We start from the raw sequence: 12931 nt of genomic DNA, 5'->3' as shown, positions 1-12931 counted from the left end.
AAGAAAAATGCCCTTGAAAAGTTTTCAAAGGCAATTTTTCTATTCCAGATTCAATTTGTGATTAGAAATCCATACACTGATAGAATGGAAGATAACTCCGACAGTCAAATTGTAAAGAATGGATACCGCAAAGACGATCAACATGGTCTCCCATTCATGACGGGATGCAAATGTCAAAAAGGAATTACCAATGTGCCATCCGATTTCGGTATCAGCCGCAAGGCCAAACATCATCAAGAATACAAACACGATAGCCTGCATGACAAAGCTGATCACAAAATAATAGGCAACACTTAATATCCCTTTTGCGTTTCGATGCATCTGTCCTAACATCATCGCCAGAACAAACATCGTGATCGATCCATAAACCGAAGTCAGTGCAAGCAAGATAAACAATACAGCCCCAACAACTTCTCTCCATGTCCAATGAAAGTGGGTCAACCACGTGGTGAGTTGCATAAAATCAAAAGCCGGTATAACAACAAAAAGTGAAAGAATGAACAACACAATAGAAATCAGAAAAAGGATCAAGCCAGCTATTTCCTTACTGACGATCAAAGTATTTCTGGATACCGGCAAGGTGTTGGTCAAATAGCCTTCATCCTTTAACATGCTGTTGAAAAAATCACGAACACAAACTACGATAGGCCAAATAATCAGGCAAAACAATGACATTACATAAATCACGGTATAAAAGCCGGAAAATGCTTTAAATAGTACCGTGTCAAAAATCGGCCAATCTTGAATCCGGTAAAAGATTCGGATACCGATCGGTAATACCATCGCAACAACATATACAGGCCATGTCACTCTAAACAAAGCTTTTAAATCATATTTTAAACGAAGTCCTAACATCTGAAATCCTCCCGGAAAATCTGATCGATCGACTTTCCTTCACGCATTCGCAGCTGGTCAGCCTGTTCATGACGTGTTATACGACCATGATCCAGGAAAATCACTTCATCCAGCACTCTTTCCACATCCGCAATCAAATGGGTAGAAATCAGTATTGTGGCTTCTTCATCATATCCGGACAAAATCGTATCCAGTATATGATCCCTGGCTGCCGGATCCACACCGGCCATTGGCTCATCCAAAATATACAGCTTTGCCTTTCTGGACATCACTAAGATCAATTGAACCTTTTCTCTTGTTCCTTTTGACAGCGTTTTGATTCGTCGTTCTACCGGAATCATAAATTCCTTCAACAGATCTTCAGCTTTTTGTCGATCAAAATCCGCATAGAAGTCCTGAAAATAACGCAGGATCTCCACTACTTTCATATTCGGATCCAGATACGATCTTTCCGGAAGATAAGATACGATTTTCTTTGTCTCAATACCCGGCTTTTGTCCATTGATCTTTACGATTCCCTGATCTGGCACCAACAAATCATTGATCAGCTTGATCATCGTGCTCTTACCACTTCCATTCGTTCCAAGCAAGCCGATAATTCGTCCCGACTCTAAAGTTAAATTGATCTTCTCTAAAGCTTTTACCGGGCCAAAAGATTTACTGACTTGCCCAAGCTCTATAATATTCATCTTTTTACCTCATACTTTCTAATACTTCTATAATCTCATCCATGCCAAAACCTAATTGCTGCATAGACTTCAGAAAATCCCGGACCTGTGTTTTGGCCAGTTCTTTTTTCAACTGCCTAACCTTTTCTGGATCCGGATCCACATAACGTCCACTGGTTCTTTGCGAATGCACAAGACCTTCCATCTCCAAATAACTATATGCTCGCTGCATCGTATTGGGGTTGACCTGCATTTCCATTGCCATTTCTCGAACAGACGGCAATTTATCACCAGGTTTATATTCACCAGTAATGATCTTTATTTTGATCTGATCCACAATCTGCAAATAGATGGGACGTTCATTTGAAAAAGAAATACTCACATAGACCCTCCTTTGTACTATTGTACTAGTTATCTAATACAATAGTACAGTGCGCATCCTTTTTTGTCAACACAGAAATTTCACATTATTTACTGATTGATTTTCTATAATTCTCTGCTAGGATTGAATTCGTAAGGTGGTTAGAATTATATGCAAGAAAATGTCTTCTTTTTCCTCACAATGAAAAAAGATGTGATCTTCTTTTACGATCATTTAAGCCTGGAGGAAGGCTTGCGTTTAATGCGTAAGCACGGCTTTACCGCAATGCCGGTCATTAATACCCATGGAGAATATGTGGGAACGATCAATGAAGGTGATTTCCTGTGGTATTTTATCGATCATCCAGATACAAGCTATGAGGAGTTACGTGACACACCAATCAAAGATTTGATTCGTAATGACTTTACGCCTCCGATGATGATCGATGCAACCCTGGATGAATTGTTTGCCCAATCCCTGAAACAAAACTTTGTTCCTATTGTAGATGATCGTAATATTTTTATCGGTATCGTCACTCGAAGCAATATATTAAAATATTTGATGAAAACACAAAAAAAAGTGCTTCCGCTTTTAAAACAGGAGCTACAGGAAGAATCAACCAACTAAGAGCACGACGTGCTCTTTTCACTTGTCTGAAAATAGTGTATGATGGTTTCAAATCAAAAGGAGCGATATCAATATGAAATCTGATGACGGGCACCCCCGCTATATACAAAATCATGAGGTAAGTCAGCTATGAAAGTCTTGATCTCTACGCTGATTTATCTTCTTTTGTTAGGCTTTTTGTCCCTTTGGCAAGGTACATTGAGTTTGATCAAGGTTTCCGAAAAGAGAAAAAAAGTACCCCAGTTAGTCACCATACAGTTTTTAATTGGATTCCTTTTATGCGGATACACTCTTCTGTTACAAGCAGAGCTTCAACCTTATTTCACAAATGATTATTTGATGTATGGTGTGCTGTTAGTCTGGTGTACGTATTCTTTTATCATCGTGCATCGTTTATGCAAAGGCTTTGGCGTAAAAAAAGAAAAACAGCTGGCGTGTCGTTTAAAACCATTGACCACACTGTTTCAAATCTTATGCACACCTCTTACTTTTTTTGTCCGCATTCCGGTATTAAACGAAAGTGAAGAAGTTACCGAAGAAGACATTCGTGAGATGATTCAGACCTCTCAGGAGTCCGGGCATATAGAAGAACCACAAAAAGAGTTGTTTGACAATCTCTTCGAGTTCGATGATACCAGTGTGGAAGAAATATGTACGCATCGAAGCGAAGTGATCTGTCTGTTTTTGGAAGATGATATGGATAAATGGAAACAAGTGATTCACGATAACCGTCACACTTTTTATCCCATCTGCCAGGAAGATGAAGACGATGTTGTCGGTGTTTTAGATACCAGAGACTACTTCCGGATGGATGCACAAAATCAAGATTATATTTTAGCCCATGCCGTAGATAAGCCTTTGTTCGTATTAGAAAACACCAAAGCCGATGATTGTTTTATGGAAATGAAAAAACGCAAATACTATTTTGCAATCGTCATCGATGAATATGGAGGCATGTCAGGTATTGTGACCCTTCATGATATTGTGGAAACCATTCTTGGTGAAATGTACGAAGAAGAGGACGAAGAGGAACCGGAGGAAATTCAAAAGCTGGATCAAAACACTTTCCGTATATATGGTTCCGCCAGCCTGGAAGATGTGCAAGAAGCGCTGAATATTTCATTGCCTGTGCAAGACTATGACACCTTTGGCGGCTACTTATTAAGCAGTTATGGTTCTGTACCGGATGATGGCGAACAATTTGATATTCACTTTGATGATATGGATGTCACTGTAAAAGAAATGAAAAATCACAGAGTGATGGAAACCATAGTCAACGTTATACAAAACGAGGAGGAAAATAAGGATGAAACTGTTGCAGGAAGCGATTGAAAAACGTGGAGAAATTATTAATGATTTTATTTTAAAGGTCGATTCTTTTTTGAATCATCAAATCGATTGTGCCTTAATGGAACAAATCGGAATCGAATTTGCCAATTACTTTAAAGATAAGCATTTCACAAAAATCGTTACGATCGAATCCAGCGGTATCGCCCCTGCTGTATTTACCGGTTTGAAAATGAACCTGCCGGTTATCTTTTTGAAAAAGAGTGAACCCAGCACGATGAAAGATCCGGTTTATACAGAAGCTTTCTCCTTTACCAAAAATCGAAAATATACGCTTTGTATGGAGCGCAATTGTCTGAATTCGGAAGACTCCGTTTTATTCATCGATGATTTTCTGGCAAATGGACAAGCCTTTATTTCGGCAGAAGATTTGGTTCATCAATGTAATGCTAAAATTGATGGAATCGGCATCGTGATTGAAAAAAGCTTCCAGAAAGGAAGAGGGCTCATTGAAGAAAAAGGCTATGATATCTATTCACTGGCTCGTATTCAGGAAATGAAAGATAATAAGGTCGTTTGGGCTCAATAAAATTGAGAAAAGGTCAGGTTACCTGACCTTTTACATTTGTAGTATGGTTTCCGCTTTCTCCAATATATGGTCTAAACTAAAATAACCACTCTGACGAAATTGTTCTTTCCCTTGTCTGTAGAATACAACCGTAGGAACCGAGAAGATATTATTTTGAGCTGTCAGTTCCAGAAACCAATCCCGTGAAATATAAATTCCTTTTACATCCGGATGTTTTATCAACCATTGTTCGATGCGAACCTTCAACGCCTGACACGGCAAACAACTAAGAGATCCCACAAGAACAAATAGACCATTTTCATTCTTTCGTAAAGAATCGAATTCTTCAACACTCTTTAAGTCGATCATTCGAGTTTTCACTTCGCATTCTTTTGTTTATAGGCTTCTAATTTGTCTTTCCTGCAAAAAGAGATAAATGGACATTTTTGACACTGTGGATGGCGTGCCGTACACAAATAACGCCCAAAAAAGATAAAATCATGATGCCCCTGATTCCAGCGATCCCGATCAATTTTTCTTTTCAGCTTCTCTTCCACTTTTTCCACAGAATCATAAGGCTTGGCAAGCCCTAATCGCTTGGATACTCGATCGACATGCGTATCGACCGCAAAACTGGGAATATCAAAAGCCACGCTGCGTACCACATTGGCCGTCTTTCTTCCCACCCCGGCCAAAGACATTAAATCTTTATAAGAGCTTGGCACAATACCATCGAATTTAGCTTCCAGATCTTTGCTTAAAGCAGATATGGAACGAGCTTTATTTCGGTAAAGTCCAATGCGACGAATATAAGGTTCAATATCACTGACACTGGCCCCGGCCATTTCTTTACTGGTCGGATAGGCTTCAAAAAGCGCCGGTGTGACTTTATTGACCGATTCATCGGTCGTTTGTGCACTCAGTACAACGGCCACTAAAAGCTGAAATGGACTTTCATGATGCAGTTCACACTTCGCATTGGGAAAAATTTTTTCGATTTCATCCAGTATTTCATTGGCATTCATCGCTTACCACTCTCCACATCTTCTACACTGAGTCCCTTTTCTTTCCAGGATACCAATATGCTTTCAATATAATTTAAATTTCTTTTTTCATATACAGCCGCTTCATTTAATGCACAAATGACCATACGCTCATCATAATAAGATGCCAGCTGTAAGATTCTTTCCATTTCCATGGAGCTTAACGTTCGCTTAAACTCTGCTTCGAATTCTTCAATCAATGAGCGGTGCGATCCCTGCACTTTCCTTTGTTCCTGTGAATAAACACCTTCAATATCAAACTGCAATCCACCTTGTTGATAGGTGATATTCAAATAACCTTTGTCAGCCAAAGTCACAAAAAGATTTTCCACTTCTTCTACATCAATATGCAGCTTTTGGGCAATCATTTCATGATGTATCGTTTTATGCATATCGTTATAATAATCGATCAACAATAAAACCAAAGCCTCTTTAGGCTCCAGATGTAAAGATTCCAGATGATCTAAGATCCATACCTTGTGATCCACATAAGGAGATGTCCAATCCATTATCGTGCCTCTCTTTCATAGACTCGAACCAGTGTATCATAATCCAACAATAAAAGCTTGCCGGAACCTCGTATCTCATAGACAGGGTTGTCATACCCATACCCCAGTTGCACACTATCGGCCTCTATGCCATAAGAATCCTGTGCCGTTTTTCGAGCTTTATCATAATCCAAAGTTCCGATATCTCGGGTAGTGATTTCTTTTCCTGTCGCATCAAACCAATAAAGCGTTTCTTCCGTATATCCCTGATAGGTCAAATAATCAAACTGATGCGATGTCAAACCTTCTATATTCTCGACTTCTTTTTCTATCATATTTATTGTTTTGTTTGTGGTTTCTTCATAAATCCGGTTTGGCCCGCTGATAAACAAAGACCATAAGACCAAAAAGAAAATCACAAAAAGCACTGCCAGCAGGATCGTAAAGCGTTTACCGTAATGTCTGTGTTTTTTTGCCATAAGATCCCCCTTTTCATGTTTCTTATTATACATGAATCTTTTTAAAAATCATCCCGCATACAAAAAGAAACAGGAAACTCAAGTGAATTTCCTGTAAAGATCTATTCTTTGGTTTTTTTGTCTTTTGGCAAAAATAAACTCAACAATAATGACACCACAAAGACACCGGCTACCGCATTGCCGTTAAAGATGTCGCCTACCGCCTGTGGAAAACAGGAGAAGAAGTTTCCGGAAGTCTGAGTTAGGCCGACACCGATACAGAAGGATAGGGAGACAATGATCATAGTACGATCATCAAATACGCATTCCTTCAACATTTTGATTCCTTCATACATGATTGAGCCAAACATCATAACAGTGCAGCCACCCAACACGGATTGCGGAATCGAGTTAAACAAGGCACCTAATGGAGGAAACAAAGATGCAAGGATCAAAATAATAGCGCCCATAAAGATCGTAAAACGATTGATCACACCAGTCATTGTTACTAAACCAACGTTTTGTGAAAAAGATGTTAGTGGTAAACAGCCAAAACAGCCGGAAATCGCGCTGGAGAAACCGTCAACTGCTAACGAACCTTGCAGTTCTTCTGTCTTGATATCTCGATTTAAAGCTCCGGTACAAACTGCGGTTGTCGCGCCAGTCGTTTCGGCTGCCGATACCAAAAACACGATGGCGATCGTAAAGAAGGCACCTACATCAAAAATAGGCTTATGCTCTGTCAAAAAGACAAGCTTAGGCAAGCTAAAATATCCAACCTGTGAAACCGTTTCAGAAATACCAGACAGATCTACCATCGGCGCAATTCCGGCGGCCGTAAAGACAGTGGCCAAAATATAACCAAAAACAAGTCCAACTAAGATATTCAGATTTTTATAAACCCCTTTTAAAAGGTAGCGGGAAACCAGGCAAACAATCAGTGTAAAGGCTCCGACAAATAAATGATACCAGGCGCCGAAATCTTCAACACCGCTGCCGCCGCCCCAGGAGTCCATGCCAACCGACAACAAAGACAACCCAATCGCAATAACAACGCAGGCCGATACGACCGGAGTTAAAAAACGTCGCCAGTATTTTGCGCTCAAACCGACAAGACCTTCGAAGATACCACCGAGAATGACAGCGCCGACCATACCTTCATAACCAAGTGCCGGATTGGTGCAGATGATCAAAAGGCTGCCCAAGAAAGTAAAGCTCACTCCCATTACAATCGGCAGTCTTGAACCAATCTTCCAGAAAGAATAAAGCTGCATCGTCGTACCGATTCCTGCCGCAAACATGGCACACTGCAAAATCTGGGTGATTTCCGCAGCCGTCAGATGATTTTGGGTACCTTGTACGATGGCGGCTCCACAAACGATCATGACCGGTGCCAGGTTGGCCACAAACATCGCAAACACATGTTGAAGCCCGAAAGGAATTGCCTTGCGTAAAGGGACTCGACCATTTAAACGATACAAGTTCTCTTCACATACCTCGGCAACCGGTGCTTCTTTCTCAAAATATGTTTTTTCTTTTTCCATCTTCTCTCCCTTTCCAAATATGTTCTTTATTTTACTTGCATACATCAATCCAATCAATAGGATTAGTCGTTTTTTCCAGCTCTTCTACACGCATTCGAATACAGGAATTGCTGCTGCCGCAGGCCGGATAGACATATTCCAATTGTTTTAAGCTTTGATCCAGATAAACCTTGACTCCTTCCTTTAAGCCAAACGGACATACACCACCGATCGCATGTCCCGTTCTTGCTTCGACTTGATCTCCATGAAGCATCTTTGCCTTCTTACCAAAGGTATTTTTATATTTCGCATTATCGATTCTGGCATCACCAACAGCTACGATAACAATTGTATCTCCATCTACATCAAAAGCTAATGTTTTGACGATATCTCTAGGCTGACATCCCAGGGCATGAGCTGCCAGTTCAACGGTAGCACTGCTTTGATCCAATTCAACGATTCGATCTTCGATTCCTAATTCTTTAAACTGCCTCTTACTCTTTCAATTGACATACTCTTTCTCCTTTATATACTGTCCATTATATTTTTCTTGCATACAAAAGTAAAATCCCTTACGATAAAATCATGCCTAGAATCAAAGAAGATGTGATTTCTACTATTGAAATCAAAAAAAGTCGCTTTCTTACTTACCTTCATCGAACCAATCAGGAAGAAGAAGCCAAAGATTTTTTAAAGATGATCAAAAAAGAGCATCCCAGAGCCAATCATCACTGTACAGCGATGATCATAGGCCAGATTGTTCGCTCCAATGATGATGGAGAGCCTTCTGGTACAGCCGGCCACCCTATGTTGGATGTCCTCCAGGGAAAAGGAATGGAAGAAATCTTAGCTGTTGTCGTTCGTTATTTTGGCGGCACAAAACTAGGGACCGGAGGCCTTGTGAAAGCCTATTCCGATTCCGTCAAGATTGCATTGGAAAAAGCAGCTTTGACAGAAATGACGATGTTTAAAGAATATGAGATTACTTTCGGTTATGAATGGATCGGAAAGCTCGACGGATATTTTCGAAATCATCAGATCGAAATCATCTCCAAAGAATACGAACAAACAGTCACATATCATTATTTGACGCAGGAAGATATTACTCAGGATATTTTGGCATTATCCAATGGCGCTTTATTCTGCACTTATATCAAAGAGTATCCCAAAGAAAAAATAATCGAATCATGATATACTAAAGGCGGTGAAATCTATGAATTATTATTCTTTATTTATCTTGTTCATTATCATACTATTGTTGATCGCATTTTTTCAGTTGTTGGCACCGATCCTATTACCACTTTTGATCATTTATGCGATTTACCGTCTTTTTGTACCCAAAAAAAGAACGACCTATACTTCTTTTTATGAACAGGAAGATGATCCTTATGAAAATACGACTTCTTCCAATCCACCAAAGCATAATGCCATTGACGTAGAATACACGGAAAGCGATGTAGAGGATGATTCACATGATTCTTAATCACTCGCATGGCAAAGATAAAGAAATTCGGCGTCTTTTATCAAAATCGATGTTGAATATGGATCCGGTCACGATCAGCACTTGGATGAAATACAAATACGATCCCAATGGGATGTTCTGTATTTTAGAAGATCAAAAAATCGTTGCCTGTCTGCAGACAAAAGAACGAACTTTGCACTATGAAGGAAAGAAGTGTAAAGCTTTGATCCTTTCTTTAGCCTGCACTTTACCGGATTATCGCCAAAGGCATTACTTTTCTCAACTGATGGAAGCTGCGATGAACTATGCCAACTGTAATCACATGCTTACACTTTGTTATACCAACTTCCCTAAGATCTTAGAGGCCAAAAGCTTTCAGAATGTTTCTAAAACAAAATACTATTGGCTGGAAATGGAAAACTGGTTACAGGGGGATCTAAAAAATGTGCGAACCTATCGTCCGGAAATGAATCTTTTTTCGATTTACACAGAATTCATGAAACATTTTGATGGCAGCATCCTTTTAAACAAAAACGAGTTTGATGAACAGATCCATTATTATATCAACTGCAATCATCGTATCGTAACCATGTATGATGGGGATACCTTATGTGGCTTTGCGATCTATAAGGTGATCCAAGATCATATTGAGATCGAAATCCTGATGTATATGGACTCTGCTTCTATATTCGACTTGTTGGCATATCTATCGACCCGGTGTAAATCGGTCAGCTTTATCGTTTCTCAGGCCGAGCGCTTTGAAAAACTCTTTCCTATGGAAATCCCAAGGAATCAGGGAACTGTCCTGGCTCGTTTAAGCAATTACAAGCTTTTCTCCATTTGGTCCGGAAAGAATGTCCATCATGCCAAAGAAGCATTTGCCGCTTTAGAAAAGCCAATGTGGAATCACATGATCGATTAAAGATAGTGACTGCGCCACTGGTAATATTCCTCGTCTTTTAAGGAAGAATCGGATTCTTCCTTTTTTTCATATAGAATAAAGGAATGTGTTTTAAATAACTCCAAAAAATCTTCCTGTGATACTTTGGCCGTCCATTGTGGTGCCTTTAGATACACTTGCTTCTCTTTCATAAAAAGGATCAGCTGTCCCGAAGAAATAAGAACTTCTCCTTTTTCTAAATATAAATATGCTTCTTTACTGCTTTCGATCGTTTCCATAAATTGATTGTATCATAGAATTGTTACGCAAAAAAAGATGTTGATCATCAACATCTTTATACCAGGATCGCATCTTCTGCAGTAAAGCTTTCCAGTGAATTTTCTTTTACCTGAATACAAATATAAGTCATATCCGTATTCGCAAAAAACTGTCTTTTTCCTGCCGGTTTAATTTTGATCCAGTCTCCCTGTGACAATACGATTTCTTCCTGATCAACAATGACTTTACCATTTCCTTTTTCAATGTAATAAATTTCCTCATTTTGCTTATGTGCATGGACAAAAGGGACATGTTCTCCTGCCGGTAAAGTATTGATACTGATCTCAGCACCGGTCAGTCCTAGCTTTTCATGAAGCTCTATGCGTGCTCCTTGTTCTTTCGATACTTTTGTATAATTCGCCATAACTTTTCCTCCTTCTTTTTACACAGTTACTATAAATCGCAATGCATCCAAATACTAGTACGCACTTAAAAGTAACTGCGCAATTTATATTGAATATGTGCTACAATACGCTCATGAAAACGAAGAAAGAATTACCGGAATGTCCGGTTGCGACAACCGTATCTCTGATTGGAAGTAAATGGAAGCTGTTGATTTTACGAAATCTGATCAAACGCCCCTGGCGATTTAATGAGTTGATGCGATCCTTAGATGGCATTTCTCAAAAGGTACTGACAACCAGTTTAAGAGAACTTCAAAGTGATGGCATTATCTATCGAAAAGACTATCAATGTAACCCGCCAAAGGTTGAATATGGCATTACAGATCTAGGCTTGCATTTACAGGTTCTATTGGATCAAATGGCTGCTTTTGGCGATTATTATAAAAGCCAAATATAAAAACGACTATCCATGCGATAGTCGTTTTTGATTTAGTCTAAATAGTATTCTTTTAATACCTGGAAGTAAGCTCTAGGATGTGCACATACAGGGCATACTTCCGGTGCTTCTTTTCCAACATGGATATGACCGCAGTTCAAGCAGATCCATACCGTTTCTGTTGGGCTTGTAAAGAAAGTATTTTCTTCTACTTCCTTCAACATTGCGCGATAACGTGCTTCATGATGTTTTTCAATGGCTGCTACGCCTTCCATCTGTGCTGCAATCGTATCGAATCCTTCTTCTCTTGCTGTAGCAGCCATTTCTTTATACATATCTGTCCATTCATAGTTTTCACCGGCAGCTGCATCTTCCAAATTCACTGTAGTTGTAGGAACTTTTCCACCATGCAGCGCTTTAAACCATAACTTCGCATGTTCTTTTTCATTTTTTGAAGTTTCTTCAAAGATATTCTGAATTTTCACATACCCGTCTTTTTTTGCCTGAGAAGCATAGTATTGGTATTTGATGCTTGCCTGACTTTCTCCGGCAAAAGCCGCCATTAAATTTTGTTCAGTTTTTGAACCTTTTAATTCCATAATAGAACCTCCTTATACCTATTCAAAGTATATCAGTGAAAGCCTACCAAATCAATCATTATTCGCCCAATTTGGGGTTTGATTCCCTCGCTGCACCAAGATTGCTTTTTGAAACTGTGTCTGATTTAAAAACTCTAAAATTTTTACTTTTTCTTCTTCATCACATCCTACTAAAAGCTTCACTTCACAGTCTTTTTTCAAGATATCGGCACTAATGACAATAGCGCCTACATTGTGCGCCGATTTTTTGCCTTTGAACACATGGATTGGTTGTGTATCCGTTCCCACTGTATCCTGCAGATAACCATAGTCGACCGGATAAATCAAATTGGCATAGACCGGATGACTGCTTCCCTGTGGATGATCGATCTTACAAGTACTGCTTAAAAGCAGTGTATCCATCTTCTGCCAAAAATATGCATTGTTTTCAAGTTGTTCCATTTTAAAGCTCTCCTTCTTATCTATTCCTTGTTACTTTGCCTGACCGTTTTCGACAAATGACCAAAAATCTTGCGGCTCTGCCTTGTCAAAATCAATGGTCGAATCCACATCCCACAACGAAACTTCATGTGTCAGATCATTATAGCCGATTCCAGCCTGTATTGCCTTACCATCCTCTACGATATAAAGACTTGGTGTATATAAAAAGTAAGGTGCCATTTTCAAAAGAATCTGTCCATCTTCGTTGGTCGTAACCAAAGTCATATCTTCTTCCTTTTCCCGTTTTAGATCAAAATCAGTACTGTCCAGCTTATAGAGCACCAGGCCTGCATGTTCCTGTTTAGTTTCTTCAATATAAGCATCCAATGCCTCACAATAGCTGCAGCCTTCCCGCTCTACGATTACCACAAAATCTTCTTTGTCATCCAGCTTTTCCTGCAGTTCTTTGGCATCGATTTCCACTTCCTGAAAAGCTTCCGGTGAACTGCACCCACTCAGTAGTACCAGACAACACAAACTTAAACACGAAAGGAATTTCTTCAAATTGCTTCA

Annotated in this window: 21 protein-coding genes; 7 read left to right on the top strand and 14 right to left on the bottom strand. The window is 39.5% G+C overall.

All coding sequences use genetic code 11. The annotated features are described in order from the left end of the window. Window positions 1-39: 39 nt before the first annotated feature. From ACTQX6_RS10545 to ACTQX6_RS10535, 3 genes are read right to left on the bottom strand one after another with little or no spacing between them, the layout of a single operon-like run. The gene (locus ACTQX6_RS10545; protein WP_294688013.1) at window positions 40-855 is read right to left on the bottom strand and encodes a hypothetical protein; all 816 of its coding nucleotides are present in this window, start codon (window positions 853-855) and stop codon (window positions 40-42) included. Continuing rightward, a complete protein-coding gene (locus ACTQX6_RS10540; protein ID WP_294688014.1) occupies window positions 849-1544 on the bottom strand; it encodes an ABC transporter ATP-binding protein in 696 nt (231 codons plus the stop codon). Before ACTQX6_RS10540 ends, ACTQX6_RS10545 begins: the two co-directional genes overlap by 7 nt. Before the next feature lie 4 nt (window positions 1545-1548). Further along, window positions 1549-1905, bottom strand: a complete 357-nt coding sequence (locus ACTQX6_RS10535) for a GntR family transcriptional regulator (RefSeq protein ID WP_022790492.1) — start codon at window positions 1903-1905, stop codon at window positions 1549-1551. A gap of 180 nt (window positions 1906-2085) precedes the next feature. On the opposite strand from ACTQX6_RS10535, the gene ACTQX6_RS10530 reads away from it, so the two are divergent. The 3 genes from ACTQX6_RS10530 (at window position 2086) to ACTQX6_RS10520 (ending at window position 4387) form a co-directional block, all read left to right on the top strand. Then, window positions 2086-2511 (top strand): CBS domain-containing protein, encoded by a 426-nt coding sequence (locus tag ACTQX6_RS10530; RefSeq protein WP_441657720.1) that lies wholly within the window; start codon window positions 2086-2088, stop codon window positions 2509-2511. A 129-nt stretch (window positions 2512-2640) separates the two neighbouring features. Further along, the gene (locus ACTQX6_RS10525; RefSeq protein ID WP_294688020.1) at window positions 2641-3843 is read left to right on the top strand and encodes a hemolysin family protein; all 1203 of its coding nucleotides are present in this window, start codon (window positions 2641-2643) and stop codon (window positions 3841-3843) included. Beyond that, window positions 3818-4387 carry a xanthine phosphoribosyltransferase gene (locus ACTQX6_RS10520; RefSeq protein ID WP_117446002.1) on the top strand — a complete coding sequence of 190 codons (570 nt, stop codon included), beginning with the start codon at window positions 3818-3820 and terminating at the stop codon, window positions 4385-4387. Before ACTQX6_RS10525 ends, ACTQX6_RS10520 begins: the two co-directional genes overlap by 26 nt. 30 nt (window positions 4388-4417) lie before the next feature. Here ACTQX6_RS10520 and ACTQX6_RS10515 read toward each other — a convergent pair whose 3' ends face one another. The 6 genes from ACTQX6_RS10515 to ACTQX6_RS10490 all read right to left on the bottom strand — a co-directional run bounded on the left by ACTQX6_RS10515 (window position 4418) and on the right by ACTQX6_RS10490 (window position 8329). Then, window positions 4418-4735, bottom strand: a complete 318-nt coding sequence (locus ACTQX6_RS10515) for a thioredoxin family protein (protein ID WP_168965229.1) — start codon at window positions 4733-4735, stop codon at window positions 4418-4420. Between the two features lie 8 nt (window positions 4736-4743). Beyond that, window positions 4744-5391: an endonuclease III gene (gene nth / locus ACTQX6_RS10510; RefSeq protein ID WP_294688027.1), complete on the bottom strand. Its 648-nt coding sequence runs from the start codon at window positions 5389-5391 to the stop codon at window positions 4744-4746. Further along, window positions 5388-5918, bottom strand: a complete 531-nt coding sequence (locus ACTQX6_RS10505) for a DnaD domain-containing protein (protein ID WP_117446005.1) — start codon at window positions 5916-5918, stop codon at window positions 5388-5390. Before ACTQX6_RS10505 ends, nth begins: the two co-directional genes overlap by 4 nt. Further along, window positions 5918-6376, bottom strand: a complete 459-nt coding sequence (locus ACTQX6_RS10500) for a hypothetical protein (protein ID WP_294688031.1) — start codon at window positions 6374-6376, stop codon at window positions 5918-5920. Before ACTQX6_RS10500 ends, ACTQX6_RS10505 begins: the two co-directional genes overlap by 1 nt. A gap of 101 nt (window positions 6377-6477) precedes the next feature. Further along, window positions 6478-7899, bottom strand: coding sequence for a uracil-xanthine permease family protein (locus ACTQX6_RS10495; protein WP_441657523.1), 1422 nt, complete (start codon window positions 7897-7899; stop codon window positions 6478-6480). A gap of 31 nt (window positions 7900-7930) precedes the next feature. Further along, the gene (locus ACTQX6_RS10490) at window positions 7931-8329 is read right to left on the bottom strand and encodes a YbaK/EbsC family protein (RefSeq protein WP_294688038.1); all 399 of its coding nucleotides are present in this window, start codon (window positions 8327-8329) and stop codon (window positions 7931-7933) included. Between the two features lie 134 nt (window positions 8330-8463). Here ACTQX6_RS10490 and ACTQX6_RS10485 point away from each other — a divergent pair, with 134 nt between their 5' ends. From ACTQX6_RS10485 to ACTQX6_RS10475, 3 genes are read left to right on the top strand one after another with little or no spacing between them, the layout of a single operon-like run. After that, entirely contained in the window at window positions 8464-9069 is a 606-nt protein-coding gene (locus tag ACTQX6_RS10485; protein ID WP_294688041.1) for a YigZ family protein, read from the top strand. A 22-nt stretch (window positions 9070-9091) separates the two neighbouring features. After that, the gene (locus tag ACTQX6_RS10480; RefSeq protein ID WP_117446010.1) at window positions 9092-9361 is read left to right on the top strand and encodes a hypothetical protein; all 270 of its coding nucleotides are present in this window, start codon (window positions 9092-9094) and stop codon (window positions 9359-9361) included. Further along, window positions 9351-10262 carry a GNAT family N-acetyltransferase gene (locus ACTQX6_RS10475; RefSeq protein ID WP_168965235.1) on the top strand — a complete coding sequence of 304 codons (912 nt, stop codon included), beginning with the start codon at window positions 9351-9353 and terminating at the stop codon, window positions 10260-10262. The genes ACTQX6_RS10480 and ACTQX6_RS10475 overlap by 11 nt, the downstream gene beginning before the upstream one ends. On the opposite strand, the gene ACTQX6_RS10470 is transcribed toward ACTQX6_RS10475, so the two are convergent. Then, on the bottom strand, window positions 10259-10519 hold the full coding sequence (locus ACTQX6_RS10470; protein ID WP_022790503.1) for a hypothetical protein: 261 nt from the start codon (window positions 10517-10519) through the stop codon (window positions 10259-10261). The genes ACTQX6_RS10475 and ACTQX6_RS10470 overlap by 4 nt on opposite strands. Window positions 10520-10575: 56 nt before the next feature. Further along, window positions 10576-10923, bottom strand: a complete 348-nt coding sequence (locus ACTQX6_RS10465; RefSeq protein WP_271997887.1) for a cupin domain-containing protein — start codon at window positions 10921-10923, stop codon at window positions 10576-10578. Window positions 10924-11036: 113 nt separating this feature from the next. Between ACTQX6_RS10465 and ACTQX6_RS10460 the strand changes: the two genes are divergently transcribed. Continuing rightward, window positions 11037-11360 (top strand): winged helix-turn-helix transcriptional regulator, encoded by a 324-nt coding sequence (locus tag ACTQX6_RS10460; RefSeq protein ID WP_117446014.1) that lies wholly within the window; start codon window positions 11037-11039, stop codon window positions 11358-11360. A gap of 32 nt (window positions 11361-11392) precedes the next feature. On the opposite strand, the gene rbr is transcribed toward ACTQX6_RS10460, so the two are convergent. From rbr to ACTQX6_RS10445, 3 genes are read right to left on the bottom strand one after another with little or no spacing between them, the layout of a single operon-like run. Beyond that, on the bottom strand, window positions 11393-11938 hold the full coding sequence (gene rbr / locus ACTQX6_RS10455; RefSeq protein ID WP_022790506.1) for a rubrerythrin: 546 nt from the start codon (window positions 11936-11938) through the stop codon (window positions 11393-11395). A 51-nt stretch (window positions 11939-11989) separates the two neighbouring features. Continuing rightward, window positions 11990-12379 carry a hypothetical protein gene (locus ACTQX6_RS10450; RefSeq protein WP_022790507.1) on the bottom strand — a complete coding sequence of 130 codons (390 nt, stop codon included), beginning with the start codon at window positions 12377-12379 and terminating at the stop codon, window positions 11990-11992. Between the two features lie 30 nt (window positions 12380-12409). After that, entirely contained in the window at window positions 12410-12922 is a 513-nt protein-coding gene (locus ACTQX6_RS10445) for a hypothetical protein (protein ID WP_294688055.1), read from the bottom strand. Window positions 12923-12931 lie beyond the last annotated feature (9 nt).

It is taken from the genome of Faecalicoccus sp. LCP19S3_E2 (assembly GCF_052121255.1).
In the GTDB taxonomy this organism is placed as follows: Bacteria; Bacillota_I; Bacilli_A; order Erysipelotrichales; family Erysipelotrichaceae; genus Faecalicoccus.
Note: the sequence above shows the minus strand (reverse complement) of the source record. Positions and strands in the feature narration are given on the sequence as shown.

What these genes read in the sequence shown, in the direction of transcription:
- ACTQX6_RS10545 (WP_294688013.1), bottom strand. Translation starts at nt 855, where the DNA reads ATGTTAGGACTTCGTTTAAAATATGATTTAAAAGCTTTGTTTAGAGTG.
- ACTQX6_RS10540 (WP_294688014.1), bottom strand. Translation starts at nt 1,544, where the DNA reads ATGAATATTATAGAGCTTGGGCAAGTCAGTAAATCTTTTGGCCCGGTA.
- ACTQX6_RS10530 (WP_441657720.1), top strand. Translation starts at nt 2,086, where the DNA reads ATGAAAAAAGATGTGATCTTCTTTTACGATCATTTAAGCCTGGAGGAA.
- ACTQX6_RS10525 (WP_294688020.1), top strand. Translation starts at nt 2,641, where the DNA reads ATGAAAGTCTTGATCTCTACGCTGATTTATCTTCTTTTGTTAGGCTTT.
- ACTQX6_RS10520 (WP_117446002.1), top strand. Translation starts at nt 3,818, where the DNA reads ATGAAACTGTTGCAGGAAGCGATTGAAAAACGTGGAGAAATTATTAAT.
- ACTQX6_RS10515 (WP_168965229.1), bottom strand. Translation starts at nt 4,735, where the DNA reads ATGATCGACTTAAAGAGTGTTGAAGAATTCGATTCTTTACGAAAGAAT.
- nth (WP_294688027.1), bottom strand. Translation starts at nt 5,391, where the DNA reads ATGAATGCCAATGAAATACTGGATGAAATCGAAAAAATTTTTCCCAAT.
- ACTQX6_RS10505 (WP_117446005.1), bottom strand. Translation starts at nt 5,918, where the DNA reads ATGGATTGGACATCTCCTTATGTGGATCACAAGGTATGGATCTTAGAT.
- ACTQX6_RS10500 (WP_294688031.1), bottom strand. Translation starts at nt 6,376, where the DNA reads ATGGCAAAAAAACACAGACATTACGGTAAACGCTTTACGATCCTGCTG.
- ACTQX6_RS10495 (WP_441657523.1), bottom strand. Translation starts at nt 7,899, where the DNA reads ATGGAAAAAGAAAAAACATATTTTGAGAAAGAAGCACCGGTTGCCGAG.
- ACTQX6_RS10485 (WP_294688041.1), top strand. Translation starts at nt 8,464, where the DNA reads ATGCCTAGAATCAAAGAAGATGTGATTTCTACTATTGAAATCAAAAAA.
- ACTQX6_RS10480 (WP_117446010.1), top strand. Translation starts at nt 9,092, where the DNA reads ATGAATTATTATTCTTTATTTATCTTGTTCATTATCATACTATTGTTG.
- ACTQX6_RS10475 (WP_168965235.1), top strand. Translation starts at nt 9,351, where the DNA reads ATGATTCTTAATCACTCGCATGGCAAAGATAAAGAAATTCGGCGTCTT.
- ACTQX6_RS10470 (WP_022790503.1), bottom strand. Translation starts at nt 10,519, where the DNA reads ATGGAAACGATCGAAAGCAGTAAAGAAGCATATTTATATTTAGAAAAA.
- ACTQX6_RS10465 (WP_271997887.1), bottom strand. Translation starts at nt 10,923, where the DNA reads ATGGCGAATTATACAAAAGTATCGAAAGAACAAGGAGCACGCATAGAG.
- ACTQX6_RS10460 (WP_117446014.1), top strand. Translation starts at nt 11,037, where the DNA reads ATGAAAACGAAGAAAGAATTACCGGAATGTCCGGTTGCGACAACCGTA.
- rbr (WP_022790506.1), bottom strand. Translation starts at nt 11,938, where the DNA reads ATGGAATTAAAAGGTTCAAAAACTGAACAAAATTTAATGGCGGCTTTT.
- ACTQX6_RS10450 (WP_022790507.1), bottom strand. Translation starts at nt 12,379, where the DNA reads ATGGAACAACTTGAAAACAATGCATATTTTTGGCAGAAGATGGATACA.